The organism is Rhizobium sp. A22-96, assembly GCF_053521805.1.
Genome location: NZ_JBNWDQ010000001.1, coordinates 484,302 through 509,199 on the forward strand (window position 1 = coordinate 484,302; position 24,898 = coordinate 509,199).

Here is a 24,898-nt window from a genome sequence, read left to right on the forward strand (position 1 = left end):
CCAACGATGACGACGACAAACAACCTTCGACTGAGGCGCGTTCTCGACCTTTCGCCGGTAATCCTGCTGGTGTTGCTGCTGGTGGTCTTCAGTGCCGCCGACCCGCGCGTGATTTCGGCGCAGAGCCTGATCAATATCGTGTCGCAGGCGACCCCCATTGCGGTGCTCGCTCTTGGAGCACTGATCGTGCTCCTGACAGCCGGCATCGACCTCTCGGCTGGCATCGGCGTTGCCTTCTGCGCCGTGTTGATCGCGACCTTGATCGATGCAGGCCTCGGCCTGCCGGGCGCGCTCGCAATCGCACTCGTCACCATGCTCCTTGTCGGCCTTCTAAATGGCCTCGTCATTGCGCTGCTGAGAATCCCGCCTTTCGTCACGACGCTTGCAACCATGGTGGCACTGCAGGGCGCAACGCTCGGCGTCGCCTCCAAGGGGGTGCTGGTGCTGCGCGAGCCGGCCTTGAAATTCATCGGCGTCGAACGCAGCTTCGGGATACCGAACGTCATTTTCGCAACGCTCATCATCGTCCTGATCGCTGCCGTGTTGATGCGCCGCAGCGCATTCGGGCTCAGGACCTATGCCCTCGGCTCGGACGCCGCGGCGGCACAACTTGCCGGCATCCCGGTCACCAGACACATCATCCTCGTCTATTGCGCATCCGGCCTTTTCGTCTTTCTGACCGCCTTCGTCATGATCAGCCGCGTTCCCATCGTCACGCCGAATATTGGCGGGACCTCGCTGCTGCTCGATGCGATCGCCGCTGCCGTTCTTGGTGGCACCAGCATCTTCGGCGGGCGCGGCACGGTCTGGGGCGCCGTCGTCGGCGCGCTGATCGTCAGCCTGCTGACGACCGCGCTGCGCATCTTCGGCACGGACCCGTCGAGCCTGGAGCTCTACAAAGGCGCCATCATCATCGCAGCACTCCTTGCCGATGCCGGCATGACCTATGCGAAGGCTCGCCTCGTGGAGGCCGCGCGATGAGTTCTTCCAACGACAAAACCAGCACCAAGGGCGCCGCCGGTTTTGCCTTCATGACCTCGCCGGATGCGAAGATGCTCAGCGACGGCGGGCCGAAGAGACCGGTCGCGATCCTTCCGGTCGGCGCAGTCGAACAGCATGGTCCACATCTGCCGCTCGGCGTCGACATCTGGCTTGCCCATGCCGTGGCGCTCGCTGCGGCCGAAGGCGAAGAGACCATGCGCGTCTGCGAACCCCTGGCCTATGGTTCTTCGCATCATCATCGCGCCTTTGCGGGAACGATGAGCCTGAGCCAGGACACATTCATCGCCGTTCTTGTCGATCTCTGCACCTGCCTTTCCGAGGACGGCTTTCTGCCTGTCATCCTCAACGGACATGGCGGCAACCGCGCCGCCATACAGGTGGCGGTCACCAAGCTCGGTCAACGCGGTATCACCTCCGCCGGCTTCACCTATTTCGACCTGATTGCCGACGTGGCGGCCAAGGCCCTGCCCGACGCGGCCGGCGGCACCGGCCATGCCTGCGCGCTCGAGACCTCCCTGATGATGCACGTCATCCCGGCGAGCGTTCGCGAATCTTTGATCCCTGAGGGCACGACGCCACCTTCCTGGCCGGATCCGCATCTGTTCGCCGGCTCGGCCGTCACCGTGTGGCGGCCGTTCGAGACGATCCGCGACAACGGCGTCATCGGCACACCTTCGCAGGCATCGAGACAAGCCGGCGAAACCCTGTTCGCCGAAGCCGTCGAGCGCAGCCGCGCCACAATCCTCAAGATCCAGTCGGACTATGGTCAAAGGAGATCGCCATGACATTCCATTTCAAGTCCTCGATCGACGGCCCGAACCTGCGCGGCATACCCGTTGTCCAGGAAACGGAATCCGGCGCACGCGTCGGCCTCAACCGCATCGGCTCGCAATGGGTCGCCGGCAGCGCCGGCACATTCCTTGCGGTCGATAGTCCGGCAACCGGCGAGAGGCTGGGATATCTGGCACTGTCGACCCGCGCCGATGTCGGGCGTGCGGTGGCTGCCGCGGAATCCGCGCGCGAAACCATGCGCAGGATGGGCGTCTTTGCCCGCGCGGCCCTATGTACGAAGATTGCCGACGCAATCGATCGCCGCGCCGAGGAGCTCGCCCGGCTCCTGTGCCTCGAGCAGGGCAAGCCCTTTCATGCCGAGGCAAAGGGGGAAGTTGCAGCGGCAGCACTCGGCTTCCGCAACGCTGCCGAACAAATCAAATGGCTGGAAACGGCGGCCTTCCCGGTCGCCGATGCCAACAAGCGCGCCTTCAGCTTCTTGCAGCCGAAGGGCGTCTTCGCCATTATCACGCCGTGGAATTTCCCGGCAGCCCTTCCTTGCCTCTATTATCTCGGTCCAACGGTCGCGACCGGTAACACCGTCGTCTGGGTGCCCGCACCCACAACATCGCTTATCGCAGTGGCGCTGATGGAATGCATGATCGAAGCCGGTCTGCCGGACGGTGTCATCAACCTCGTTCTCGGGGATGGCGCGGAAGTGGGCGATGAGGCCGTCATCCATCCGGGTACACATGCCATCGGCTTTACCGGCAGTTCTGCAACGGGGGCGACGATCGCACGCCGCGGTGCGGGCAAGCCACTACTGCTCGAGATGGGTGGCAACGGCCCGACCATCGTGCTCGCCGATGCCGATATCGACGTGGCCGCCGCCGAGATCGGCGCAGGCTGCTTTGCCAATGCCGGACAGATCTGCACCGCGACCGAACGTGTTCTGGTTCACAGATCCGTGCATGATCGCTTCGTGGACGGACTGATCAAGGCGGCCGGCAAGGTGCGCATGGGCGACCCCTTCGACCCATCGACGACGATGGGGCCGCTCAACAACGCCGCCTCGCTCGACAAGATGCTGAGCCACATGGCTGATGCCCATGCTCGTCAGGCCCGCGTTGTGACAGGAGGTAATATCGCTTCCGGGCTACCCACCAATCTCTATTTCGAACCGACGGTCGTGACGGGCCTGACCTCCGAAAGTCTCCTCAACGTCGAGGAATCCTTCGGCCCTGTCGCCCCCGTGCTGACATTTGACACGGATGAAGAAGCACTGGAGCTTGCAGCCTCCAGCCCTTACGGCCTGTCGGCCGCAGTCTTCACCAACACGATCAAGAGAGCCTTCTTCTTCACCGAAAGCCTCCGTGTCGGCATCGTCAACGTCAATGAGAAGAGCTGCTATTGGGAGCCGCATATTCCAGCCGGCGGCGCAGCGGGAACTCAGAGCGGCCTCGGCCGAACGGGTGGCCGTCACACGTTGATGGATATGTGCGATCTCAAGACGATGACGATCGATATCTCACGGTAAATCAGATGCGACCGGCCCATACCGGCGCGAGATAAAAAACGGCCTTCGCTTACAAAGAAGCGAAGGCCAGGTGGGGAAAGCAATCATAGTCTATCGCACGGCAGCTGCGTTACGCCGCCTCCCTCCGCATTCAGCGGAAGGCCCGACGCAGCCTGTCGGCCATTTTCTCGCCGATCATGATGGTTGTCAGATTCGTGTTGGCTTGACAGTCGAGCGGCATGATCGAGGCGTCGATGACGCGCAAACCATCGAAACCATTGACGCGGCAATCCGGATCGACGACGCCGGCTCCTGCCCGCCCCATGCTGCAACCACCGATGCCGTGCTGCGCATCGGAGGATTGCGTCAGCAGGAAATCCTCCACCGCCACATCGCTGGCCGTATCGAGCCAGGAGAGAGGCTGATCGGAATCACCAAGCAATATGCTTTCGGTGATGGCCTGGATCGATGCCTGCGCCGCCATCTTGCCGAGATGGCGGTAGCCGTCACGCATACGCGCCAGATCAAGCGGATGGGATAGCATGTTCTCGTCGACGACAGGCTGATCGAACGGATTGGCAGACCGCAGGCAGACCGAACCCCGGCTCTTGGCCTCCATGAGGATCAGGTTGATCATTGCCTCGCCGAACTGCGCGCTATCCGACTCGACGCCGATCCCGCCATGGTTCATCGACACGAAGAGAATATCGTCGCGCTCAGCTCCCGGCAGACCCGAACTCATGCGAACGCAGCAGTTGGTATGCCGCGCATCGACGTCGGTCGCCTTGAATTCGCTCTTCAGCTTGAGCTCGATGCGGCAGTAAGGGTGATCGAAAAAATTCTCTCCGACCGGCAGGTCAGCAATAACCTCCACCCCACGCTTCCTCAACAACGAGGTCGGACCGATACCGGAGCGCTGCAGAATGACCGGCGAGTGAATGGAGCCGGCCGAAAGAATGACGAGCGGCGCAAGAAATGTCTTCACCTGACCATTGATGATGGCACTTACACCGGTCGCCCTGCGGCCATCGAATATCACCTTGTCCACCATCGCCGATCCGACGATAGTCAGATTGGCACGGCCACGCGCCGGCTCCAGATAAGCATCATTGACCGAAACGCGCTTGCCGCCACGGCTATTAATGGGATAGCAGCACACGCCATCTGCTTCCGGATCGTTCAGATCGTCGTTCCAGACATGGCCGAGGGCCAGTGCGCTCTCGCGCATCGCCTTGTCGACATTGCCCCATGTCTCGACCGGAGCGCGATAGATTGGAGTAGGCCCGCTGCGACCGTGATAATCCGCAACGATCGGATCCTCTTCGAGCCGGTTGAAGAAGGGAAGCACATCGGTGCCGGACCATCCGCTGCAGCCGATATCGGCCCAGCGATCGAAGGCATGCAGCATGCCGCGAATGGCGATCTGACCGTTGACCGCAGTCGAGCCGCCCATGCCCTTGCCGCGCCAATAGACACGGTACGGCTGCCTGCTCGTTCGCCGCGCCATCAGATCCGGATACATGTAAGCGTCCTGAAAGCGGCGCGGCAAAAGCAGATTGAACGGGTTCGGACTTTGCATCTCTGCGGGTTGCTCGCTGCTGCGATAATCCGGGCCGGCCTCCAGCAACAGCACCCTCTTGTTCGGATCTTCCGTCAATCGGGCGGCAAGCACTGCGCCTGCGGCTCCGGCACCAACAACGATGACGTCATAAGGCATGCGGTCATTCCCCGTTCTGTTCGTTGGATAATGGCTACGCGACGCTCTCCCTACAATCGATCACAGGAAGACCGACGAGATCAAGATGAACATATATCGGTTTATATGTAAATGTAATTTTGTATATGAAACTATGTTGCTTAATGTTGCTCCACGTCAAAGCCGATCGCCACGGCAGAGACATCAAAGTCGGCTTGGAAATTGTCGCTGGTTTGCAGTCACAGTTGGTACTTGCCGATAAAAGGCTGATGCTATCAATCATCGGCAAGCCTATGTTCTTCATGCCTACGATAGAATGACTTTGAACCCTTCCGGTTCCGAGGGTGCGACGAAATAGCTGGAGATCTGTTCGAATTCTGCATCGGAGGCGGCGAAGTCATGCGTGCCGGCCGCATTGCGTGCGCGAAGGCGCGCCTTGCAGACCTCGTCGGGCACGTCGAGGAAGTGGAGGCAATGATCAGCTCCCGCCGCTTCGAAAAGCGTTCTCATCCATGAACGCATGGCGGGCGTGTTTGCCGGAAAATCGAGCACGACCGACAGTCCCATGCGCAGCAGTTCCTGAATATGGGGGCCAATGGCATCGCGCAGCCGGCGCGAGCAGCGGATATAGTCGCCAACATCCTTCATCTCTGGGCCAAACAGGCGACTGAGCCAGAAATCCTCGCTGATGACCACGGTGGATGGCATACGGCCCAACTCAGCCGTCAGGGTGGATTTTCCAGCCGCGATCTTTCCGCACAGCATATGCAGTGTCGCTCGATGGGTGGCCTGGGGGACGTCGTTGAATTCTTGGTCTGACATTTCCGACTCCGGGAAAGCCCGCAAGACGGAAATGGAAAACCCGCCTCGAGGGCGGGTTGATTTACTGGACAAAGACATCCGACCCACCATTCAGTGAATGGCGAGAATAATCTGCGTGGCTGTGCTGCGAACCTTGTCCATGTCTCTCAGTATCATAGGTTCCCGCGTCGTCAAACCTCGAACCGACATCAACTACATCGGCTCCGCCAACTCCGTCAGGAGGCACCCCTCTCGCCTGTTTTCGGCAATGACTCCGGCGCATCCGGGCGGCGGCGTCGCGGCATATCCCCGAACAAGCCGCCAGGACGCACCAACAGGATGATACAGAGCATGACGCCGATCGCCACGATCTGCAGGGATGCGGCCCGCGCCTGCTGTTCCGGCGAGACGAGCGCACTCGTCAAGGCGCCGGAGCCTGCCCATATCGCCCAGACCACGACGCTGCCGATAACCGCGCCTTTATTGCTACCCGAGCCGCCGACGATCAACATGACCCAGACCTGGAAAGTCAGGATCGGAACGTAATTATCCGGCGCGATAAAGCCGATGAAATGGGCCTGCAGGGCGCCGGCAAGCCCCATGATGGCGCCGCCGACGGCGAAGGCCTGGACGCGATAAAAGCGGGCGCTCTTGCCGAGCGAAACGGCGGCGCGCTCGTCCTCACGCAGCGCCTTCAGCACGCGCCCCCAAGGGCTGCGCGACAGATGCTCGAGCGCCAGATAGACGACCAACAACACCGCGACCACGACGCCGAGATTGGCGAAGTTGAAAAGCAATGGCGTTTCAGCAAGGCTGGCGAAAGGACGCGGAATGAAGCCGATGCCGAAGGGGCCTCCGGTCAGGCTCTGCGCATTCAGCGCCACGAGTTGGACGACCACCGCCACGCCGAATGTGGTGATGGCGAGATAGTCCGATTTCAGCCGCAGCGTCGCAATCCCAATAATGGCGGCTGCAAGACCGGCGACAATCATCGCACCGAGCCAGCCGACAGCAATCGGCAGATCGAACCCGCCGAAGCGGCCCGCGGTCTCCGGCGTCGTCAGAAGCGCCGACGTGTAGGCACCGATGGCGACGAAGCCGGCAAGGCCGACGTTGAAGAGACCGGTCAGACCCCACTGCAAATTCAGCCCGAGGGTGATGAAGGAAAAAATAAGCGCCGTCGTCAGGAAGAATGCGCCATAGCCGAGAATATCCATCATCGTTCCCTTACTCCGAAAAGGCCGATGGGCCGGATGAACAGCACCGCCATCAGGATGATGAAGGAGACGGCGGCGCGCCATTCGGCCCCGATGAGCTGAACTGCGCCAGCCTCGGCAAGACCGATGATCAGGCCGCCAAGAACAGCGCCCGGCACGCTTCCTATGCCGCCGAGGATGGCGGCTGCGAACATCGGCAGCAACATGTCGAAGCCCATCAGCGGGCGGATCTGCACGAGAATGCCGATCATGACGCCGGCAACGCAGGCCAAGCCCCCGCCGATCAGCCAGGTGACGCGAACCACCTTGGCGACATCGATGCCGACGACACGCGCAAGTGCCGGGTTCTGGCTAAGTGCCTGCATGGAGCGGCCCGTTTGGGTTTTCGTGATCAGTATATGCACGCCGAGAACGAGCAATGCCGTGACGATCAGAAGCACGATCTGGTCGGGCGTGATGCGAATGCCGAAGCCGACGGGCATGGCGATCTGAATGGCGCGGCTGAAATAGGTCGGCCGCGAGGTGAAGAGGAATTCGAGCAGGCTGCGCAGGGCCATGGAAGCGCCGAAGCTCGCCATGACCACGATGATCGACTGCCCCTTGGATCTAAGCCTGGAAAACAGGATCTTGTCCAGAGACAGAGCGAGCAGGCCGGTGAAGCCCATGGCGACAATGACCGCCACGATTAACGGCCAACCGAAGGACAACGGCCCGATCGGCGCGACCTTGCCGAAGATGGCTCCGATGGCGCTGACGACAGCCAGCGTCGCATAGGTGCCCCAGGCCATGAAATCGCCATGGGCGAAATTCGAGAAGCGCAGGATCGAATAGGTCAGCGTCACGCCGATGGCACCAAGGCCGATCATCGAGCCTGTCAGCAGGCCGTCGACGATGAATTGCAGGTTCATGCCGCACCTCCTGCTTTAGAGACGGTTGGGCGTTGGCCGAGATAGAGTTCGGCGACGACAGGGTCGTTCCACAATTCCGACGCTACCCCCTCATGCCTGTCCTTACCCTCGACGAGGACATAGGCTCGGTCGCCGATCGAAAGGGCAGCCTTGGCATTCTGCTCGACCAGAAGAATGGTGACGCCCGACCTACGGATGTCAGTCAGCATCTCGAAGACCATCGAGACGAATTTTGGCGAAAGACCTGCCGAGGGCTCATCCAGCACGAGAAGCTTCGGATACACGATGAGGGCGCGCGCGACCGCCAGCATCTGCCGCTGCCCGCCCGAGAGATTTCCGGCGGCAATGCGGCGATGACGAGCCAGATCCGGAAAGGTCGCGTACATTTCCTCGATACGAGCAGGCACTTCCTTCGCCTTGAGGATGCCGCCGGCAACCTTGAGATTGTCGTCCACCGACATCAGAGGAAAGACGTTTTCCGTCTGCGGCACGAAGGCCAGACCGAGCCGCACCATGGTGTGAGCAGGCGCACCCGTGATATCCTTGCCGGCTAGCTCCACCTTGCCGCTTTCGATCGGAACCAGGCCCGCAATTGCCTTGATAAAGCTCGACTTTCCGGCGCCGTTGGGGCCGAGGACGACGACAATCTCCTTTTCGGCGACCTTGATCGAAGCGCCACGCACGATCGGCACGCCGGGCTCGTAACCGGCGACGAGATCGCGAACGATGAGGACGGGCTCGCTCATGCAGCGCCTCCCAGATAGGCTTCGATGACGCGCGGATCGCGGGCCACCTCATCCGGCGTACCCTCGCAAAGGAGCTGGCCGCTCGCCATGACGAGGACGCGATGGCACAGGCGCGTGACCATATCGATATTGTGTTCGATAAGAAGAAAAGTGACGCCGCGCTGGTTGATGTCGCGGATGCGGTCGATGATCGTCTCAAGAAGCGTCGCGTTGACGCCGGCTGCCGGCTCATCCAGCAGAATGAGCGCGGGATCGGCCATCATCACGCGGGCAAGCTCCAGAAGCTTGCGCTGGCCACCCGAGAGCACCCTCGCAGGCTCATGCGCCAGCCGTGTCAGGTGGACCAGATCGAGCAACTCCATGGCCTTCGCCTGGGCCGCCTTCTCCTGCGTAGCAACCTTCATGGGACGCAGAAAATTCGACAGCAGCCGCTCCCCGGACTGCCCCTGGGCAGCGAGCATGACATTGTCGAGAAGCGTCAGATTGGGGAAAGGACGTGGAATCTGAAACGTTCGGCCGAGGCCGCGGCCGATACGGCGATGAGCCGTCTCGCCTGCAACCGACGCGCCGTTCAAACTGATTTCGCCGCTGCTCGGCGCAACGCTGCCGGCCAGCAGATCGAACATCGTCGTCTTGCCTGCGCCATTGGGGCCGATGAGGCCTAGAATTTCACCTTGCCGTATCTGGAATGAAACGTCGTTGACGGCGGTGACGCCGCCGAAACGCCGCACCACATTCCTGGCGCTCAGAACAGGCCGGGCTTCCTCCCCTTGCCGTTCACTTGTCGTACTCATGAGATCCCTCTGGTCGGGAAACGATCAATGCCGCACCCTGATTATTTGATTTGTGATCACACTTGCATTGATCACGCTAATCAGCTTTAATCTTCTCCGCAAGCCAAAAAGGGATTTCGAATGCAAAAGGCCGCCGCCGAAAAGAGCGATCCGATTGCCGCACAGCTTGCGCCCGTTGGCCGCGAGACCGTTCAGGATCGGGTCTATTCCGAGCTGCGCCGTGCTTTGATCGGCGGCCTGTTCGAACCCAGCCAAGTGTTGACGATCCGGGGGCTGGCCGATGCGCTGATGACCAGCACCATGCCGGTGCGCGAAGCTCTCGGGCGACTGATCACCGAAAAAGCGCTGGAAGCCCTCCCCAACCGCTCCGTGCGCGTGCCGCCAATTACGCTGGAGCGCATGGACGACCTCTTGCGCGCCCGCATCCTGATCGAGGGCGAGGCTATTGCGCTGGCGGCGACCCGCATGACCCCGAAGCAGATCTCGACCATCGAGACCATGCTCAGCGAATGGGACGAGATGCGCGCGCTGAAGCAAAAGAAGGATGTCGACCGCGAGGTGACGCTCAACCAGGCCTTCCATTTCGAAATCTACCGCGCCTGCGGCTCGGCCGTCTTGATCCCGATGATCGAGAGCCTGTGGCTGCAATCGGGGCCCTGCATCCGAGTCGCCATCTACGCTTTTTCGGATGCCGGCGAAGTCGACACGGCCCATTACCACCGCACCATCGTCAAGGCACTTGCCAGACAGGACGCCGCGGAGGCTCGCGAAGCACTGGTCGCCGACATCAGCCGCCCCTTCGTGTTCCTGCGCAACAAACTGGAAGCCGATTCCAAGAAAGGCACATCCGCATGAGCCACCGCGCCATCAAGATTTCCGAACAGCGCTCCGGCCTTAGCGTGTTCGCACCGCTTCTCGAAGCAAAGGCGCCCGATAATGCCGTCTTTCTCTGGAATTATCTGAGCGAGCCCCGGGTCGTTGCCGGCATTCATGCGATGTGGACCGGCCCGGAAATTTCCTGCCCGATCCCTGCAGCACACCTGAAGGGCGCCTCCTATGCCGCTGCACTGCCGGCTGAAAACGCGACGCTGACGCCACAGCCCGGCGATATCGTGCTGAGCTATGTGCCGCCGCGCATGTGGGGCGGCAATCCCGATGCGATCTTCGACATCGGCCTGTTCTATGGACCGGGTGCGCGGCTGCTCTTCCCGATTGGCTGGCTCGCCGGCAGCGTCGTCGCGCAGGTCCGGCCAGAGGAGCGCGAGCAGTTCGCCGCCGCCTGCGGCATCATCCGCCGCAACGGTGCCTGCGACGTGACGTTCGAGCGCGCGGAGATCTGAGATGGCAACGCAAGCCGACGACAGTTTCGAACTCTTCGATCTTCGTATCGAGGCCGTCATCCCCGAAGGCAAGCCGATCTATTGCGGCGCCAAGGCCGGTGACTATTTCGAACTCAAGGGCGAAATGCTCTCGCTGCCACCGGGCCAGGGCTTCTCGATCTACTCCATTTCCGCCGTGCTGCCCTTACTGGCGGCGAAACAGCGACCGACCCACAAGAATGACTGGATGACCTCGGACGCGGAAATCGCCTGCCCCGACCCGAACTGCGCGAGCCGGCTGCGGATCGTCAGGACGGGCAAGCGGCGGTTCAGCCATGCCGAAACAACGGCCGTGCCGTTGCCCGAAGGAGAATGAACACAGATGCATGCCCAGACCTTCGAACTGAGCCCCGGATACAGGATTTCGCGCGTCATCCGCGGCGGCTGGCAGCTGGCGGGAGGCCATGGCACCGTCGATCGATCGCAGGCCGTCACCGATCTGATCGCTGCCTTCGATGCCGGTATCCGCACCTATGACTGCGCCGATATCTATACCGGCGTCGAGGAGCTGATCGGCGAGGCGCGAGAGCGGCTTTTCAACGAGCGTGGCGCCGAAGCGGCAAGAGCCATGAAGGTGCACACCAAGCTTGTGCCGGATCTGGAGAAGCTTGCCACCATCGACCGTGACTATATCGGCGGCATCGTCGACAAGTCGCTGCGCAAGCTCAAAACCGAGCAGATCGATCTCGTCCAGTTCCACTGGTGGGACTATGCATTGCCCGGCTATCTCGACGCGCTTGGCTGGCTTGACGAGATGCGCCGCGAAGGCAAGGTGCGCAATGTCGGCACGACGAACTTCGACACGCCGCATATCGCCGAAATCCTCAATGCCGGCATCCCCCTGGTCAGCCAGCAGCTGCAATATTCGGTTCTCGACCAGCGACCCACCCATGGGCTCGCGCAACTCGCCGGGGAAAACAACGTCAAGTTCCTTTGCTACGGCTCGGTGGCCGGCGGCTTCCTCAGCGACAAATGGCTGGGACAGCCCGAGCCGGAGATGCCGCTCGAAAACCGGTCGCTGGTCAAATACAAGCTGATCATCGACGATTTCGGCGGTTGGGACCTGTTCCAGTCGCTGCTCGGCACGCTGAAGACAATCGGCGCGCGGCACGGCGTCGACATCGCCACCATCGCCAGCGCCTGGGTGCTGGAGCAGCCGCTGGTCGCCGCCGTGATTGTCGGCGCCCGCAATCAGGCGCACGCCCTCGCCAACGCGAAGATCATGGATATCGAACTATCCGACGAAGACCGCCGGCAGATCGCAGCGATCATCGACCGAGCCCGTGGGCCGGAAGGCGATGTCTACACACTGGAACGCGACCGCACCGGCCGGCACGGTTCGATCATGCACTACAACCTGAATGCGGGGAAGAAATGAGCCAGGGTTCACCACTATTCGAGAAGGCCAGCGCCGAAGTTCTGGATTTCCATCGCTTCTTTGAGGCCTGGTACGACGCAGCAACCGCCGACAGCACCGATTTCGGCCGCTGCGAGCGCACCTTCGGCAGGGCCTTTCACATGATCCCGCCGACCGGCCGCATGTTCGACCGCGCCGAGACCATCGAGCTCATCCGTGCAAACCGGGCGACGTTTCAGGGCAACTTCACCATCGAGATTTCAGATATCCGCGCGAGTTACGAAACCGGGGACACCATCGTCCTGACTTATGTCGAGGCGCAGTCGCGCGCCGGCAAGTACAGCCGGCGCCAGGCAAGCGCGCTCTTTACCGCAAGTTCATCGGCACCCAACGGCGTCGAATGGCAGCATCTGCATGAAACCTGGTTGCAGATGCCGGACAACTGACAGGTTCTCAAAAACCAAAATGAAAATCGTTGACCGAACAAGGGGAACAAAGATGAAAAAAACGATATTTCAGATCACCACGGCCCTGACTCTCCTGGCCGCTGCCGGTGCTGCCAATGCCGCTGATTGCAAGGTAACCGTCGGCCTGGTGATGGAACTGACCGGCCCGGCCGGCGAATACGGCCAGGCGGGTGCCAAGTCCGTCGAGATGGCCTTCCGCGACATCAATGCCGCCGGCGGTGTGCATGGCTGCGATCTGGCCACGGATACCCGCGACAGCCAGAGCCAGGGCAATGTCGCCGTCGATGCGGCGACGCAGCTCGTGCAGGTCAAGAAGGTGCCGGCCATCATCGGCGGCATCATCTCTTCAGTGACGATCCCGATCCTGACTTCGGTGACCGCACCTGCCAAGATCGTGCAGGTATCGCCTGCCGCCTCCTCGCCGACACTGACGGCGCTCGGCCGCGACGGCAAGACCAACGGCATCTTCTTCCGCACCATCACCTCGGATTCTCTGCAGGGTATCGCGGCGGCGAAATATGCCATCGACAAGGGCTTCAAGAAGCTGGCGATCATCCACGTCAACAGCGACTTCGGCGTCAACATGGTTGCGGAATTCTCCAAGGCCTACAAGGCGCTCGGCGGCACGATCGTCTCGACCACGCCCTATAATGAGAAGCAGTCGAGCTACGCCTCGGAAGTCACCGCCGGCATGGCCGGCAGCCCGGATGGTCTCTATCTGGTCAGCACGCCGGTCGACGGCGCAACCATTGCCCGCACCTGGATCTCGCAGGGCGGCCCGCAGAAATTCCTGCTCAATGACGGCATGAACAGCCCGGACTTTATCGATTCCGTCGGCGCCGATTACCTGAAGGATGCCTACGGCACGTCCTCGGGCACCACTCCGACGCCATCGACCGACTATTTCAACAAGAACTACAAGGAATTCTCGGGCATCGAACCCTCCAATCCGGCCGCCGACCGTGCCTATGATGCCGGCGCCATCGTCGGGTTGGCCCTGGCGATCGCCGGCGACGACACATCCAAGTTGAAGGATGCGATGTTCAAGGTCGTCGATCCGAAGGGCACGCCGATCTATGCCGGCAAGGAGGAGTTCGCCAAGGCCCTCGATCTCATCAAGGACGGCAAGCCGATCCGCTACGAGGGCGTCATCGGGCCGGTTTCCTTCGATCAATATGGCGATATCACCGGCCCGTTCCGTCTCTGGAAGATCGCCGACGGCAAGGTTGCGACCGATGGCGAACTGTCGATGGAGGACGTCTCGTCGCTCAAGGACAAGATCAAGTAAGCTCAGCGCCCTCACCTTACAAAACTGCGAGGCGTTTCGATCGGAGCGCCTTGCCTCTGAAAACTCCTGAGCAATCTCTTTCGGTGGCTGGCATATCGGGCCGGCTATCTGGCGTAGGTTTTGGAAGAATATCCGCGAATGTCTAGCCATATTGCTCGCCCCACCAATCCGACGCTTTGGACACTGACGGCCGGCCCTGCCCCTGAGCTTGCTCACGGGGCACCGTCGCGTTGCGATGTTGTGGTGATCGGCGGCGGCTTCACCGGGCTGACGGCCGCGCTCCATCTTCTCCGCGCCGGCCGCTCCGTCACCGTTCTCGAGGCCGGACGGATGGGGGCTGGCGCAAGCGGCATGAATGCCGGCTTTGTAGTCCCGAATTTTGCCAAGGTAGATCCGGCGACGGTTCGCCAAAAGCTGCCCCGCGACAGGGCAGATGCTCTTCTATCGCTCGTCGGGACGGGGGCCGATCAGGTCTATGCAACGATCGCCGAGGAAGAAATTGCCTGCGACGCCGCGCAAACCGGCTGGCTGCAGCCGGCCTATGGCGAGGACATGGCGGATGTTCTGCGGCAACGCGCCCGCGACTGGGCAGAGCTAGGCCGTCCCGTCGAATTCCTCGATGCGCGCGCGATTCATGCCGAGACAGGAATGGAGATTTATTCCGGCGGGTTGATCGACCATTCCGGCGGAACCATCCATCCCCTGAATTATCTCTATGGCCTGGCACAGGCCGTAACCCGGCGCGGTGGCGCTATCTGCGAAGAGAGCCCGGTCGAGAAGATCGTTCGGCTAGGCAACGGTTGGCTGATCACCTTCGCGAATAAGGAGATCGAGGCGGATCAGGTTATTCTCGCGACTAACGCCTTCACGGGCGGCATCGCATCGCGCATGGGGCGCACCGGTGTGCCGCTCCGGGTCTACCAGGTAGCAACCAAGCCGCTCGACGCGGAAACCGTTGCCCGCATTGCGCCGCACCGGCGGCCGGTTGGCGACACCCGTTCCAATCTCTTCACCTATCGGCTGGATCGCGACAACAGGCTGATCAGCGGCGGCATGGCCATCAACCCGATAGGCGCCTTCGAGCGGGTCGGCCGGGCCGTCGTCGACCGCCTGGTGTCCGAACTCCGCCTTACCCGCCATCCGGGCGTCGAAATCGTCTGGACCGGCGTTGCCGTCATGACGCCGGATTTCCTGCCGCATCTTTATCGTTTCGGAGACGGCTTTTTTGGCGGCATCGGCTGCAACGGCCGGGGTATCGCGATGACCGCGCAGCTTGGCCGCGTACTTGCCAGACTGGCGCTTGGCGAACCTGCCGCGTCCCTACCGATCCCTCTCAAAACTGCGCGTGCCCTGCCTTTCCACAGCCTCACGCCGCTCGTCGCCTCGCTCGCGCTCGCACATGCGCGTTTTGACGACTGGCGGACCAACCGGCTTTGACCGGCAGACGCAGGCAATCCTCATCTGCGATGTGACTCCCAACGCAGATATTATCTATTCATTCTATAGATAAAGAAAACACGAACCGGGCGCCTCGGTAAAAACGAAATGGCTTTCCTCGTAGCGCGCCTTTGAATGCTGCATCGTGGCGCCGAATGAAATCGGAGTCGGCCCATGAACGCGCAATTGCACCATCTCAACTCGACGCATCCGCAGGCCACGTTGCTGGAGACGGAGCAGCAGGCGCTGGCTGTGGCACGCGAGCTTGCCGCGCATTTTGCCGCCGAGGCCTCCAACCGCGACAGCGAAAGGCAGCTTCCCTTCGCCGAGATGGATATTCTGGCGCAATCGGGATTGCTGGCGATCACGGTTCCCGAGGAATATGGCGGCCTGGACGTCTCGAATGCCACGCTGGCGGAAATCACCGCCATTCTGGCGCAAGCAGATGGCTCGATCGGCCAGATCCCGCAGAACCATTTCTACATCCTTGAAGCATTGCGCGTTGATGGCTCGGAAGATCAGAAGCGTTACTTTTTCGGCCGTGCCCTGGCCGGCGACCGCTTCGGCAATGCGCTATCGGAACGCGGCACGAAAACGGTTGGTCACTACAATACCCGCATCACCCGAGACGGCCCCGGCTACCGCATCAATGGACGGAAATTCTATTCGACGGGCGTTCTCTTTGCCGATTGGGTCACCGTCTTCGCCCTTGATGAAAGCGACAAGCTGGTCATGGCCTTCGTTCCCAAGGGAACCGAAGGCATCGACATCATCGACGATTGGGATGGCTTCGGCCAGCGCACGACCGGCAGCGGCACCACGGTCCTCAACAATGTCTATGTGAACGCCGACCATGTCGTCCTTCACCACAAGGGTTTCGAAAGGTCGACGACAATCGGCTCGGTCGGGCAGATCATCCATGCCGGTGTAGACCTTGGCATAGCCAGAGCCGCCTTTGCCGAAACGCTGGATTTCGTAAAAACCAAGTCGCGCCCCTGGATGGACAGCGGCGTGGAGCATGCATCGGACGACCCGCTGACGATCGCCAAGATCGGACAGATCGCAATCCGGCTGGAAGCCGCGACCGCGACCATCGAGCGCGCCGGCCGAAAGGTGGATGCGGCCCAGGTCGAAACAACAGAAAAGAGGGTGATAGAAGCAACGCTGGCGGTCGCCGCGGCGAAGGTGCTGACGACGGAAATCGCCATCGAAGCGACGAATACGCTGTTCGAACTGGCCGGGACGTCGTCCGTCAAGCTGGACCTCAACCTCGACCGCCACTGGCGCAACGCCCGCACCCATACGCTTCATGATCCCGTGCGCTGGAAATATCACGTCGTTGGCAACTATCATCTGAACGACGTCATCCCCCCGAAGAATGGCGCGCTCTGACCGAGGGGGAAGCGTCTTCCCATTTATTGGGATAGCCAGTCATCAAATGCCCAGAGACGGCGGCTTGAGAGCGTAAGAGCGCCCGCAAGTCGCCGCCGCGGGTTGCTGGTCGTTAATGGGCTTCGGCCGGGATCAGCGGAACCTCGGTGCCGCTGGCATCAAAGAGCCTGCCGTTCAGGAAATAGTCACCGTCATGGAGAACCGCGATATCCTGATACCGGATCAGACGCTCGGTTCCGGCAACGAATACCGACTGCTGATCCGAGTTACCTATTTTCAGATGGTTGAACAGCAGGTTCAGGGTAATGGCCATCAAGGCCGCAGAGCTGATGCCGGAGTGGAAAATCGTGATGACCCAGGCCGGAAAATGTTCATAGAAGGTCGGCGATGCGATCGGGATCATTCCGAAGCCGATCGAGGTCGCGACGATGATGAGATTCATGTTGTTCTCGTAATCGACCTTGGCGAGGGTTCGGATTCCGCTCGCGGCAACCGTTCCGAACAGGACGAGCCCCGCGCCGCCGAGGACGGAGCTGGGAACCGCCGCCACGATCCGGCCCATCACCGGCAATAATCCGAGCGCAACAAGAAAGAGTCCGCCGGTCGCCACCACATAGCGGCTCTTGATGCCGGTCACCGCCACGAGCCCGACATTCTGGGCAAAGGCGCTCTGCGTGAAGGAGCCAAAGACCGGCGCTAGGATGCTCGACAGCATATCTGCGCGCAAACCGTCGCCAAGCCGCCTAGCGTCAACCTTGGTACCAACGATTTCACTGACCGCAAGAATGTCGGCTGAGGTCTCGACGAGCGTCACCATGATGACGATGAACATCGAGATGATCGCGGCCGCATCAAAGATCGGATAACCAAAGTGGAAGATTTTCGGCAGGGCGATGAAAGGCCCATTTGCTACCTGCGAAAAGTCAGTCAGGCCCGAGACATAGGCTATGCCGGTGCCGATGATGATGGCAAGCAGGATCGAGAGCCGCGATATGGACGCGCTGCCGAGCTTGCTCAGCAGCAATACGATCACGAGCGTTGCGGCGGCGAGCTGGATATTGGCCTGACTGCCGAAATCCGGGGCACTCCTGTTACCGCCCATGGCCCAGTTTGCCGCGACCGGCATCAGCGTGAGCCCAATCGTCGTAATGACGATGCCGGTGACAAGCGGCGGGAAGAAGCGCGTAATGCGCGAAAATACCGGCGTGATCGCCAGTCCCAGGAACGAAGCCGCGATAACGGCGCCGAGGACGGATTGAATACCCCCATGCCCGGTAATGGCGATCATCGTTGCAACGCCGGAAAAGGATACGCCTTGCACGAGAGGCAGACGGCTGCCGAAGAACGGCACTCCGATCGTCTGCAGGATGGTTGCCAGGCCGCCAGCAAACAACGAAGCCGTCACCAACAGGCCTATGTCCGATGCCGAAAGACCCGATGCCTGTCCGAGGATCAACGGAACGGCGACGATGCCGCCATACATCGTCAGAACATGCTGAAGCCCATAGGCCAGATTGGCGCCGAGGCTGAGCTTTTCATCCTCAGGGGATAGATGCGTGGTATTTTCCTCTGTGGTTGCTGCCAAGGTAAACTCCTCCATACCTTTGCGTTTCTCATTTCCTCCGAACGAGAAATACAGGTTACGGTGCTCAACCCCGCATGACTTTATAGAAAAATGCGAAACACCTTATGGAAGCGCTGGCAACCGGCCTGTCCTGCCGGCCTACGATAGCGCGCCGGCAGGATAGATATGATGGCCGCATGGGCGGCGCCGAAGGCAGTTAGCTGTAGAGGCTGACCTCGGGGATTTTGTCGTTGAGAACGAATTCACCGACTTCCTTGGCCTTGTAGAACACCGGGTCGTGCAGGGTGTGTGTCCGCACATTACGCCAGAAGCGATCGAAGCGAAACTTCTCGGCCGTCGAGCGCGCACCGGTGAGCTCGAAAACGCGATTGGTCACGTCGAGCGCAACATGCGTGGCGTTCACCTTCGCCGCATAGGCTTCGGCCGCAGCTTCGCCGCGTTCGCGCGCGGTCGCCCTGTGTCCCTTGGCAAGACCGGCCTGAACGATAGCGGCTGCGCTGTCGGCAAGCGCCGCCGACGCCTTCAAGGCAGCCGTCAGCTCGCCGACGCGCTCGAGAATATAGGGATCATCCGCTGCCCGCTCGACACCGGAGGTCACCCAAGGCCGCGTGGTCGTGCGGACATAATCAACCGCTTCGCGCAAAGCGCCTTCAGCGGTTCCGAGATAGAAATTGACGAAAACCAGCTGGATGAGTGGCGTATTGAATGTTGCCAATACGGGCGCTGCGCCGCCACTCGTTCCGACCTTGTCCAGATCCTCTTCGTAGACCGGGAAGTCATGGAATTCGACGCTGCCGCTGTCGGACAGGCGCTGGCCGAAATTGTCCCAGTCGTCATTGGCCTTATAGCCTGCCCGGCTTGTGGGGACGGCAAAGCCGACAATCTTGTCGTCAAGCGCCGCGTTGGCGTTGATGTAGTCGGAGACATGCGCGGCCGTGGAGAAGGATTTACGGCCATTCAGAACATAGCTGTTACCACGGCGTGAGAGCACGAGGCCGGGATCGCGCGGATTGACGGCAGCACCCCAATAGAGGTTGTTGGCGACCGTCTTGTTGCCGAGTTCCTGGGCGCGCGCCTCATCGAAACCCCAATAGACGTATTGGCTGTTGACATAGTGATAGCCGAGAAGCTGGCCTATGGAGCTTTCGCCACGAGCAAGGATACGCGTCAGCCGCAAGCCATCGACCCAATCGAGACCACCGCCGCCGATCTCCGGCGCATGCAGCGCGTTCAGCAATCCGGCATTCTTCAGCTTGACGATTTCGCCAAGCGGTGGCCGGCCCTCCCGGTCGAGTTCCGCAGCGCGCCTGGAAAGATCAGCCGAGATTTCCTCGGCGCTGGCGAAAAGGTCCTCCCGCGTGGCATTCCGATGGCCCGCAAAGACGACGTTGGACTGGCTCATGATATCACTCCGGTTCTTTGGCATGGTCCGGCGGGTACATGAGCCCGCCGGTAATTCGAGGCGGGCAACCTAGAAAAGCTTGTTCGGGATCCAGCTTGCGGTCACCGCATCGCTCGTGCTGAAGGCCGGCACCTTCTGCGCCAGTTCCTCGATCGTCTTGACCCCGGCTGCACGCAGCGCCTCCTGCGTCAACAGCGTCGGCTTGACGCTGATCTGATGCGGAACGTCCTGCCCGGCGATCTGCAGGGCAGCGGCACGAATGGAGACGGCGCCGACAACGGCAGGATTGGTGGCGACGGTCGCAACCCACGGGCTGCCGGGCTCGACGATCTCCTGGATATCGGCAGTGGAGACATCGGCCGAATAGATCTTCAGCTTGCTTGCAATGCCGAGGTCAGTGGCGGCGAGCTTCACGCCACGAGCAAATTCGTCATAGGGGGCGAAGACGACGCTGATATCGGGATTTGCCGCCAGCGCCGCCTTTGCCTGGTCGGCCGTCGAAGTTGCCGTGGTGTCGCTGACATTGCCGAAACGGGCCTTTTCGACAACACCGGCGTTTGCCTTCTTGAACGTGTCCCAGACCTCGTTGCGGCGGTCGAGCGGCGCAAAGCCGGCAACATAGACATAGCCTGCCTTGAAGCTGGTGCCGTTGTCCTTGACGACCTGCTTCAAGGCGAGATCGGCAAGCTCGTGGTCGCTCTGCTCGACCTGCGGGATCTTCGGATTGTTGAGATTGACGTCAAAGGCAACGACCTTGATGCCCTTGTCCAGCGCCTGCTGGACGACGTCACTCAGGGATTCCGGAAGGCCGTGATCGATGACGATGCCGGAGACGCCGAGGTTGATCGCCTGCAGGATTTGCTCACGTTGCTCGGCGGCATCCTGACGGCCTGGAAAGACGCGCAGGTCGATATCGAGCGCCTTGGCCTGGGCTTCGGCACCCGCCTGATAGGCCTGGAAGAAGTCGCCAGCCGAAATATAGCTGATCAAAGCGACCTTCACGCCGCCCTTGTCGAAAGGAGCAGGAGCGCCATTCACACCGCCGGCAATCGCGGCCTGCGTGAAGAGAAACGGAATGGCGGCGGCTGACAGGGCAAGCCGTAGAAGGGACTTCATAGTAGCGAACCTCGCGTTCAATCAATCTGGAACGTCGTCTGACGGAACCCCCGCGACGTGTGCAATTATTAGATATAATCCCTATATTTTTAGTAGAGTAAATCATCCGATTTTGGCGGCCTTCGGAGATTCTTTGTTCGTTTGAGGAAGCCTTGGCGGCAAGGCCTTGCCTTCAAAGCGAGCGTCACGTGACCGATAGCCTGATGCTCCTCGGTCGGAAATAACTGACCGCAGCCCCCTACTCTATTCGTCGGCTAGAAACACCGACCTGCGCTTCGGGCAGGCAACCCACGGAAATTCCCCTGTTCGCTCCGGTTTTGGAAAAACGTTCCTCCGTAAATGTCAAAATCTATCTATTTTGTATCCTATTGGAATTTATGGATTGCTGGAGAGGATGCTTTCATGACCAACGAACACACGACCGGCCTTGGGCGCCGGGATATTCTGAAACTGACCGCTGCCGGAGCAGCGCTGGCAACCGCCGGGCTTATCTCGAGCAAGGCAGCGGCTGCCGACGACGCCTTGTCCCTGAAAGGCAAGCGAATCGCCATCAGCGCGACAGGCACTGACCACTATTTCGATCTGCAGGCCTATAATGCCCAGATCGACGAAGTGAAGAAGCTGGGCGGCACGCCGATCGCCGTTGATGCCGGCCGCAACGACGGCAAGCTGGTGTCGCAGCTGCAGACGCTGATTGCGCAGCGGCCGGATGCGATCGTCCAGATCCTCGGCACCTTGAGCGTCATCGATCCCTGGCTGAAGAAGGCGCGGGATGCGGGCATTCCCGTTCTGACCGTCGATGTTGGTTCCACCAATTCGATCAACAACACCACATCCGACAACTGGGGCATCGGCAAGGATCTGGCGCTGCAGCTCGTCTCCGATATTGGCGGCGAAGGCAATATCATCGCCTTCAACGGCTTTTATGGCGTCACGCCCTGCGCGATCCGCTACGATCAGCTTGTGAATGTCGTCAAATACTTCCCGAAGGTGAAGATCATTCAACCTGAACTGCGGGATGTCATTCCCAACACCGTTCAGGACGCCTTCACCCAGATCACCGCGATCCTCAACAAGTATCCGGAAAAGGGTTCGATCAAGGCCATCTGGTCGGCCTGGGATATTCCGCAGCTCGGCGCCACGCAGGCACTAGCCGCAGCTGGCCGCACGGAAATCCGCACCTATGGCGTCGACGGCAGCCCGGAAGTGCTGCAGCTGGTCGCCGATCCGAACTCGCCTGCTGGCGCCGATGCGGCCCAGCAACCGGCCGAAATCGGCCGCACTGCGATCCGGAACGTCGCCAAGCTGCTCGCAGGACAGACCCTGCCGCGCGAGACCTACGTACCTGCTCTCCTCGCAAACAAGAGCAACGTCGCCGACATCGTCAAGAAACTTGGCATCGGCTGACATGTGAACCGGCGATGCGGCGTTAGCCGCGTCGCCCCGCTTGATGCGAGGGCCTTTTCCAATGACAGTAACCACGCCTGCGGCAGACAATCAGGACCACGTCGTCCGCTTCGAACGTGTCGTGAAGCGTTTTGGCGGCGCGCAGGCGCTCGCCGGTGCATCGCTGACCGTGCGGCGCGGCACCGTGCATGGGCTTGTCGGGCAGAATGGTGCCGGCAAATCGACGCTGATCAAGCTTCTTGCCGGCCTGCACAAGCCCGATGAGGGCCGCATCGAGATCGAAGGCCGAGACTATGACAGGCTGACGCCGCATCTGTGCGAAGAACTCGGCATTCATTTCATTCACCAGGACCGGCTGCTGGTTCCGACCTTTACCGTGGGCGAGACATTGTTTCTTGGTAGGGAGCTGCGCCTTGGCGGCACACCCTTCATCGACCGCAGCGCGATGCAGCGTCGCGCCAGCGAGATTCTTGCCAATTATTTCGGCGTGGACCTGCCAAGGAATGCATTGATCAGCGAGCTTTCGACGGCGGAACAGCAGATCGTCCAGATCACCCGGGCGCTGCTGCACCAGCCGAAGCTCCTCGTCTTCGACGAGCCGACCGCCGCTTTGGTGCGGCAGGAGGCAGACATCCTTTTTCGCCTGATCCGCCGCCTGCGCAGCGAAGGCGTAACCATCATCTATATCTCGCATTATCTCAACGAAATCGAGGCCTTGTGTGACGATGTTACCGTACTGCGCAATGGTATCGATGTCGCCTCACTGCCGATGCGCGAGACGTCTGCCAACGGAATCGCGACCCTGATGGTCGAGCGCGATATCGGGGAGATGTTCCCGAAGCGGCAGGTCGAATTCGGCGCTGAAATTCTCAAAGTCCGCAATCTCTCCGCCGCCAACCGCTTCCACGATGTCAGCTTCACGCTCCGCCGCGGCGAGATCCTCGGCATCACGGGGCTGCTCGGCTCCGGAGCGAAGGATCTGGTGCGGACGCTGTTCGGATTGCAGGCAGCAACAAGCGGAGAGATCGATATCGAGACGCAGGCGCTGAAGCCGCGCAGCCCGGTCGAAGCCGTCAACCATCAACTGGCGCTGGTGCCGGAGGATCGGCGCGGCCATGGCGTCGGCCTCGATCTCAGCGTGCGCGAGAATATCACCCTATCGAGCCTTTCCCGCTATACGCGCTTCGGCTTTCTCAACCGCAAACGCGAGGCCAACGATACCGACGAGTTGATCAAGCGCCTGCAGATCAAGACATCCGGCCGCGAAGCCCTGGTCCGCACGCTCTCGGGCGGCAACCAGCAGAAGGTGGCGATCGCCAAATGGCTGAGCCGCAAGTCGGAAATCTATCTGCTCGATGAACCCACAGTCGGTGTTGATATCGGCTCCAAGGTCGAAATCTACAACCTGATCGGCGAACTCGCCGCGCGAGGCGCCGGCGTGATCGTACTGTCGTCGGATCTACCGGAGCTGGTGGGCATTACCGACCGGATCCTCGTGCTGTTTCGAGGCCGCCTGACGCGCGAGCTGATCTCCTCACAGACCACAACGGATGAAGTGCTGTCGGCATCGACCAGCGCCGTGGAAGGATTGCGCCATGTCGGCTGATGTCCAATTTGCCTCCCTGCCCGAGGCTCCGGCCGGGCGGTCGCTGCCATCGGGCAGCAAGCTAGCGGCCGCAACCCTGCGCTTCGGCTCCTTGCTCGCCTTCCTGTCGATCCTCGTGATCTTCGCGCTGACGGCGCCCTACTTCCTGACGGTCGGCAATATCGGCAACGTGCTCGGCCAGTCGGCCATTTCAGGCGTTCTCGCTATCGGATTGACGATTGTGCTCATCGCCGGCGGCTCCAACGTCGTCACCGGCGGTATCGACCTCTCACTTGCGGCCAATATGGGCCTGAGCGCCGCCGTCTATGCGACACTGATCCAACTGGGTTTCAATGATCTTGCCGCGGGCGCAGGTGCACTTGCCACCGGACTGGCAATCGGTGCCGTCAATGCGCTGGCGATTGTGCTGGCGGGCATCGTGCCCTTGCTGGCGACGCTCGCTGTGATGAATGTCGTCGCTGGACTGGAGCTGGTTCTGACCCAGAATACCGTTCTTCCCGCCTCGACCGATTTTCTGAGGCTGCTTTCGGCCTCGGATGGCTTCGGCATACCGATCCTCGCCTATGTGCTGATCGGCTTCACGATCATCGTCACCGCCATCGTGCAATATACGCCGCTTGGCCTCAGGCTCTACGCCGTCGGCGAATTTCCCGAAGCTGCGCGCGCCGCCGGCTTGCCGCTGAAAAAGCTGGTTGCCGGCGCATTCGTCGCCAGCGGTCTCTGCGGTGGCGTCGCCGGCATTCTGTCGGTGTCCTATCTCAGCGGCAGCACCACCGGTTCCGGCGAGATGCTGCTTCCCGTCGTCGTAACCGCCCTGCTCGGCTCGGTCTTCTCGCGCCGCCTTGTGCCGACGATCGGTGGAACGCTGATTTCGACCCTGTTCGTCGGCTTCCTCATCAACGGCTTCCAGCTTTTGAACCTGCCGAGCACGCTGGTCAGCGGCGTTCAAGGCCTGCTGATCCTGATCGTCGTTTCGGCGACGACATTGCTGCGCAAACGGGAGATCTGACC

Annotated in this window: 23 protein-coding genes; 14 read left to right on the forward strand and 9 right to left on the reverse strand. The window is 61.0% G+C overall.

Annotated features, from left to right (window positions below):
• Window positions 1–6: 6 nt before the first annotated feature.
• The 3 genes from ACQZ6F_RS02125 to ACQZ6F_RS02135 are packed head-to-tail and all read left to right on the forward strand — an operon-like array spanning window position 7 to window position 3,310.
• On the forward strand, window positions 7–981 hold the full coding sequence (locus ACQZ6F_RS02125) for an ABC transporter permease (RefSeq protein ID WP_449092447.1): 975 nt from the start codon (window positions 7–9) through the stop codon (window positions 979–981).
• The gene (locus ACQZ6F_RS02130; protein ID WP_449092448.1) at window positions 978–1,787 is read left to right on the forward strand and encodes a creatininase family protein; all 810 of its coding nucleotides are present in this window, start codon (window positions 978–980) and stop codon (window positions 1,785–1,787) included. The genes ACQZ6F_RS02125 and ACQZ6F_RS02130 overlap by 4 nt, the downstream gene beginning before the upstream one ends.
• Window positions 1,784–3,310 carry an aldehyde dehydrogenase family protein gene (locus ACQZ6F_RS02135; protein ID WP_449092449.1) on the forward strand — a complete coding sequence of 509 codons (1,527 nt, stop codon included), beginning with the start codon at window positions 1,784–1,786 and terminating at the stop codon, window positions 3,308–3,310. The genes ACQZ6F_RS02130 and ACQZ6F_RS02135 overlap by 4 nt, the downstream gene beginning before the upstream one ends.
• A 130-nt stretch (window positions 3,311–3,440) precedes the next feature.
• Here ACQZ6F_RS02135 and ACQZ6F_RS02140 read toward each other — a convergent pair whose 3' ends face one another.
• The 6 genes from ACQZ6F_RS02140 to ACQZ6F_RS02165 all read right to left on the reverse strand — a co-directional run bounded on the left by ACQZ6F_RS02140 (window position 3,441) and on the right by ACQZ6F_RS02165 (window position 9,451).
• A complete protein-coding gene (locus tag ACQZ6F_RS02140; protein WP_449092450.1) occupies window positions 3,441–5,006 on the reverse strand; it encodes a GMC family oxidoreductase in 1,566 nt (521 codons plus the stop codon).
• A 285-nt stretch (window positions 5,007–5,291) separates the two neighbouring features.
• The gene (locus ACQZ6F_RS02145; protein WP_174074233.1) at window positions 5,292–5,807 is read right to left on the reverse strand and encodes an AAA family ATPase; all 516 of its coding nucleotides are present in this window, start codon (window positions 5,805–5,807) and stop codon (window positions 5,292–5,294) included.
• Window positions 5,808–6,022: 215 nt separating this feature from the next.
• The gene (locus tag ACQZ6F_RS02150) at window positions 6,023–7,006 is read right to left on the reverse strand and encodes a branched-chain amino acid ABC transporter permease (protein WP_449092451.1); all 984 of its coding nucleotides are present in this window, start codon (window positions 7,004–7,006) and stop codon (window positions 6,023–6,025) included.
• Window positions 7,003–7,911 carry a branched-chain amino acid ABC transporter permease gene (locus tag ACQZ6F_RS02155; RefSeq protein ID WP_449092452.1) on the reverse strand — a complete coding sequence of 303 codons (909 nt, stop codon included), beginning with the start codon at window positions 7,909–7,911 and terminating at the stop codon, window positions 7,003–7,005. Before ACQZ6F_RS02155 ends, ACQZ6F_RS02150 begins: the two co-directional genes overlap by 4 nt.
• The gene (locus tag ACQZ6F_RS02160; RefSeq protein ID WP_449092453.1) at window positions 7,908–8,657 is read right to left on the reverse strand and encodes an ABC transporter ATP-binding protein; all 750 of its coding nucleotides are present in this window, start codon (window positions 8,655–8,657) and stop codon (window positions 7,908–7,910) included. Before ACQZ6F_RS02160 ends, ACQZ6F_RS02155 begins: the two co-directional genes overlap by 4 nt.
• Window positions 8,654–9,451, reverse strand: a complete 798-nt coding sequence (locus ACQZ6F_RS02165) for an ABC transporter ATP-binding protein (protein ID WP_449092454.1) — start codon at window positions 9,449–9,451, stop codon at window positions 8,654–8,656. The genes ACQZ6F_RS02160 and ACQZ6F_RS02165 overlap by 4 nt, the downstream gene beginning before the upstream one ends.
• A gap of 120 nt (window positions 9,452–9,571) precedes the next feature.
• On the opposite strand from ACQZ6F_RS02165, the gene ACQZ6F_RS02170 reads away from it, so the two are divergent.
• The 8 genes from ACQZ6F_RS02170 (at window position 9,572) to ACQZ6F_RS02205 (ending at window position 16,771) form a co-directional block, all read left to right on the forward strand.
• Window positions 9,572–10,306, forward strand: coding sequence for a GntR family transcriptional regulator (locus ACQZ6F_RS02170; RefSeq protein ID WP_449092455.1), 735 nt, complete (start codon window positions 9,572–9,574; stop codon window positions 10,304–10,306).
• A complete protein-coding gene (locus tag ACQZ6F_RS02175) occupies window positions 10,303–10,791 on the forward strand; it encodes a DUF3830 family protein (protein ID WP_449092456.1) in 489 nt (162 codons plus the stop codon). The genes ACQZ6F_RS02170 and ACQZ6F_RS02175 overlap by 4 nt, the downstream gene beginning before the upstream one ends.
• 1 nt (window position 10,792) lies before the next feature.
• Window positions 10,793–11,146, forward strand: a complete 354-nt coding sequence (locus tag ACQZ6F_RS02180; RefSeq protein WP_449092457.1) for a TIGR04076 family protein — start codon at window positions 10,793–10,795, stop codon at window positions 11,144–11,146.
• A gap of 6 nt (window positions 11,147–11,152) precedes the next feature.
• Window positions 11,153–12,208, forward strand: coding sequence for an aldo/keto reductase (locus ACQZ6F_RS02185; protein WP_449092458.1), 1,056 nt, complete (start codon window positions 11,153–11,155; stop codon window positions 12,206–12,208).
• Complete coding sequence (locus ACQZ6F_RS02190) at window positions 12,205–12,633, forward strand: hypothetical protein (RefSeq protein WP_449092459.1); 429 nt, start codon at window positions 12,205–12,207, stop codon at window positions 12,631–12,633. Before ACQZ6F_RS02185 ends, ACQZ6F_RS02190 begins: the two co-directional genes overlap by 4 nt.
• A 52-nt stretch (window positions 12,634–12,685) precedes the next feature.
• Window positions 12,686–13,942, forward strand: a complete 1,257-nt coding sequence (locus tag ACQZ6F_RS02195; protein ID WP_449092460.1) for an ABC transporter substrate-binding protein — start codon at window positions 12,686–12,688, stop codon at window positions 13,940–13,942.
• A gap of 138 nt (window positions 13,943–14,080) precedes the next feature.
• The gene (locus ACQZ6F_RS02200) at window positions 14,081–15,379 is read left to right on the forward strand and encodes an NAD(P)/FAD-dependent oxidoreductase (protein ID WP_449092461.1); all 1,299 of its coding nucleotides are present in this window, start codon (window positions 14,081–14,083) and stop codon (window positions 15,377–15,379) included.
• Between the two features lie 174 nt (window positions 15,380–15,553).
• The gene (locus ACQZ6F_RS02205; RefSeq protein ID WP_449092462.1) at window positions 15,554–16,771 is read left to right on the forward strand and encodes an SfnB family sulfur acquisition oxidoreductase; all 1,218 of its coding nucleotides are present in this window, start codon (window positions 15,554–15,556) and stop codon (window positions 16,769–16,771) included.
• Window positions 16,772–16,883: 112 nt separating this feature from the next.
• On the opposite strand, the gene ACQZ6F_RS02210 is transcribed toward ACQZ6F_RS02205, so the two are convergent.
• The 3 genes from ACQZ6F_RS02210 to ACQZ6F_RS02220 form a co-directional block, all read right to left on the reverse strand.
• Window positions 16,884–18,371, reverse strand: a complete 1,488-nt coding sequence (locus ACQZ6F_RS02210; RefSeq protein WP_449092463.1) for a nucleobase:cation symporter-2 family protein — start codon at window positions 18,369–18,371, stop codon at window positions 16,884–16,886.
• Between the two features lie 181 nt (window positions 18,372–18,552).
• Entirely contained in the window at window positions 18,553–19,758 is a 1,206-nt protein-coding gene (locus ACQZ6F_RS02215; protein WP_449092464.1) for an acyl-CoA dehydrogenase family protein, read from the reverse strand.
• 69 nt (window positions 19,759–19,827) lie between these two features.
• Window positions 19,828–20,874, reverse strand: coding sequence for a substrate-binding domain-containing protein (locus ACQZ6F_RS02220; protein WP_449092465.1), 1,047 nt, complete (start codon window positions 20,872–20,874; stop codon window positions 19,828–19,830).
• Between the two features lie 402 nt (window positions 20,875–21,276).
• Here ACQZ6F_RS02220 and ACQZ6F_RS02225 point away from each other — a divergent pair, with 402 nt between their 5' ends.
• From ACQZ6F_RS02225 to ACQZ6F_RS02235, 3 genes are all read left to right on the forward strand, one after another.
• Window positions 21,277–22,281 carry a sugar ABC transporter substrate-binding protein gene (locus ACQZ6F_RS02225; RefSeq protein ID WP_068393026.1) on the forward strand — a complete coding sequence of 335 codons (1,005 nt, stop codon included), beginning with the start codon at window positions 21,277–21,279 and terminating at the stop codon, window positions 22,279–22,281.
• Window positions 22,282–22,342: 61 nt separating this feature from the next.
• Entirely contained in the window at window positions 22,343–23,887 is a 1,545-nt protein-coding gene (locus ACQZ6F_RS02230) for a sugar ABC transporter ATP-binding protein (RefSeq protein ID WP_449092466.1), read from the forward strand.
• Window positions 23,877–24,896, forward strand: a complete 1,020-nt coding sequence (locus ACQZ6F_RS02235; protein WP_449092467.1) for an ABC transporter permease — start codon at window positions 23,877–23,879, stop codon at window positions 24,894–24,896. Before ACQZ6F_RS02230 ends, ACQZ6F_RS02235 begins: the two co-directional genes overlap by 11 nt.
• The last annotated feature ends 2 nt before the right edge of the window (window positions 24,897–24,898 follow it).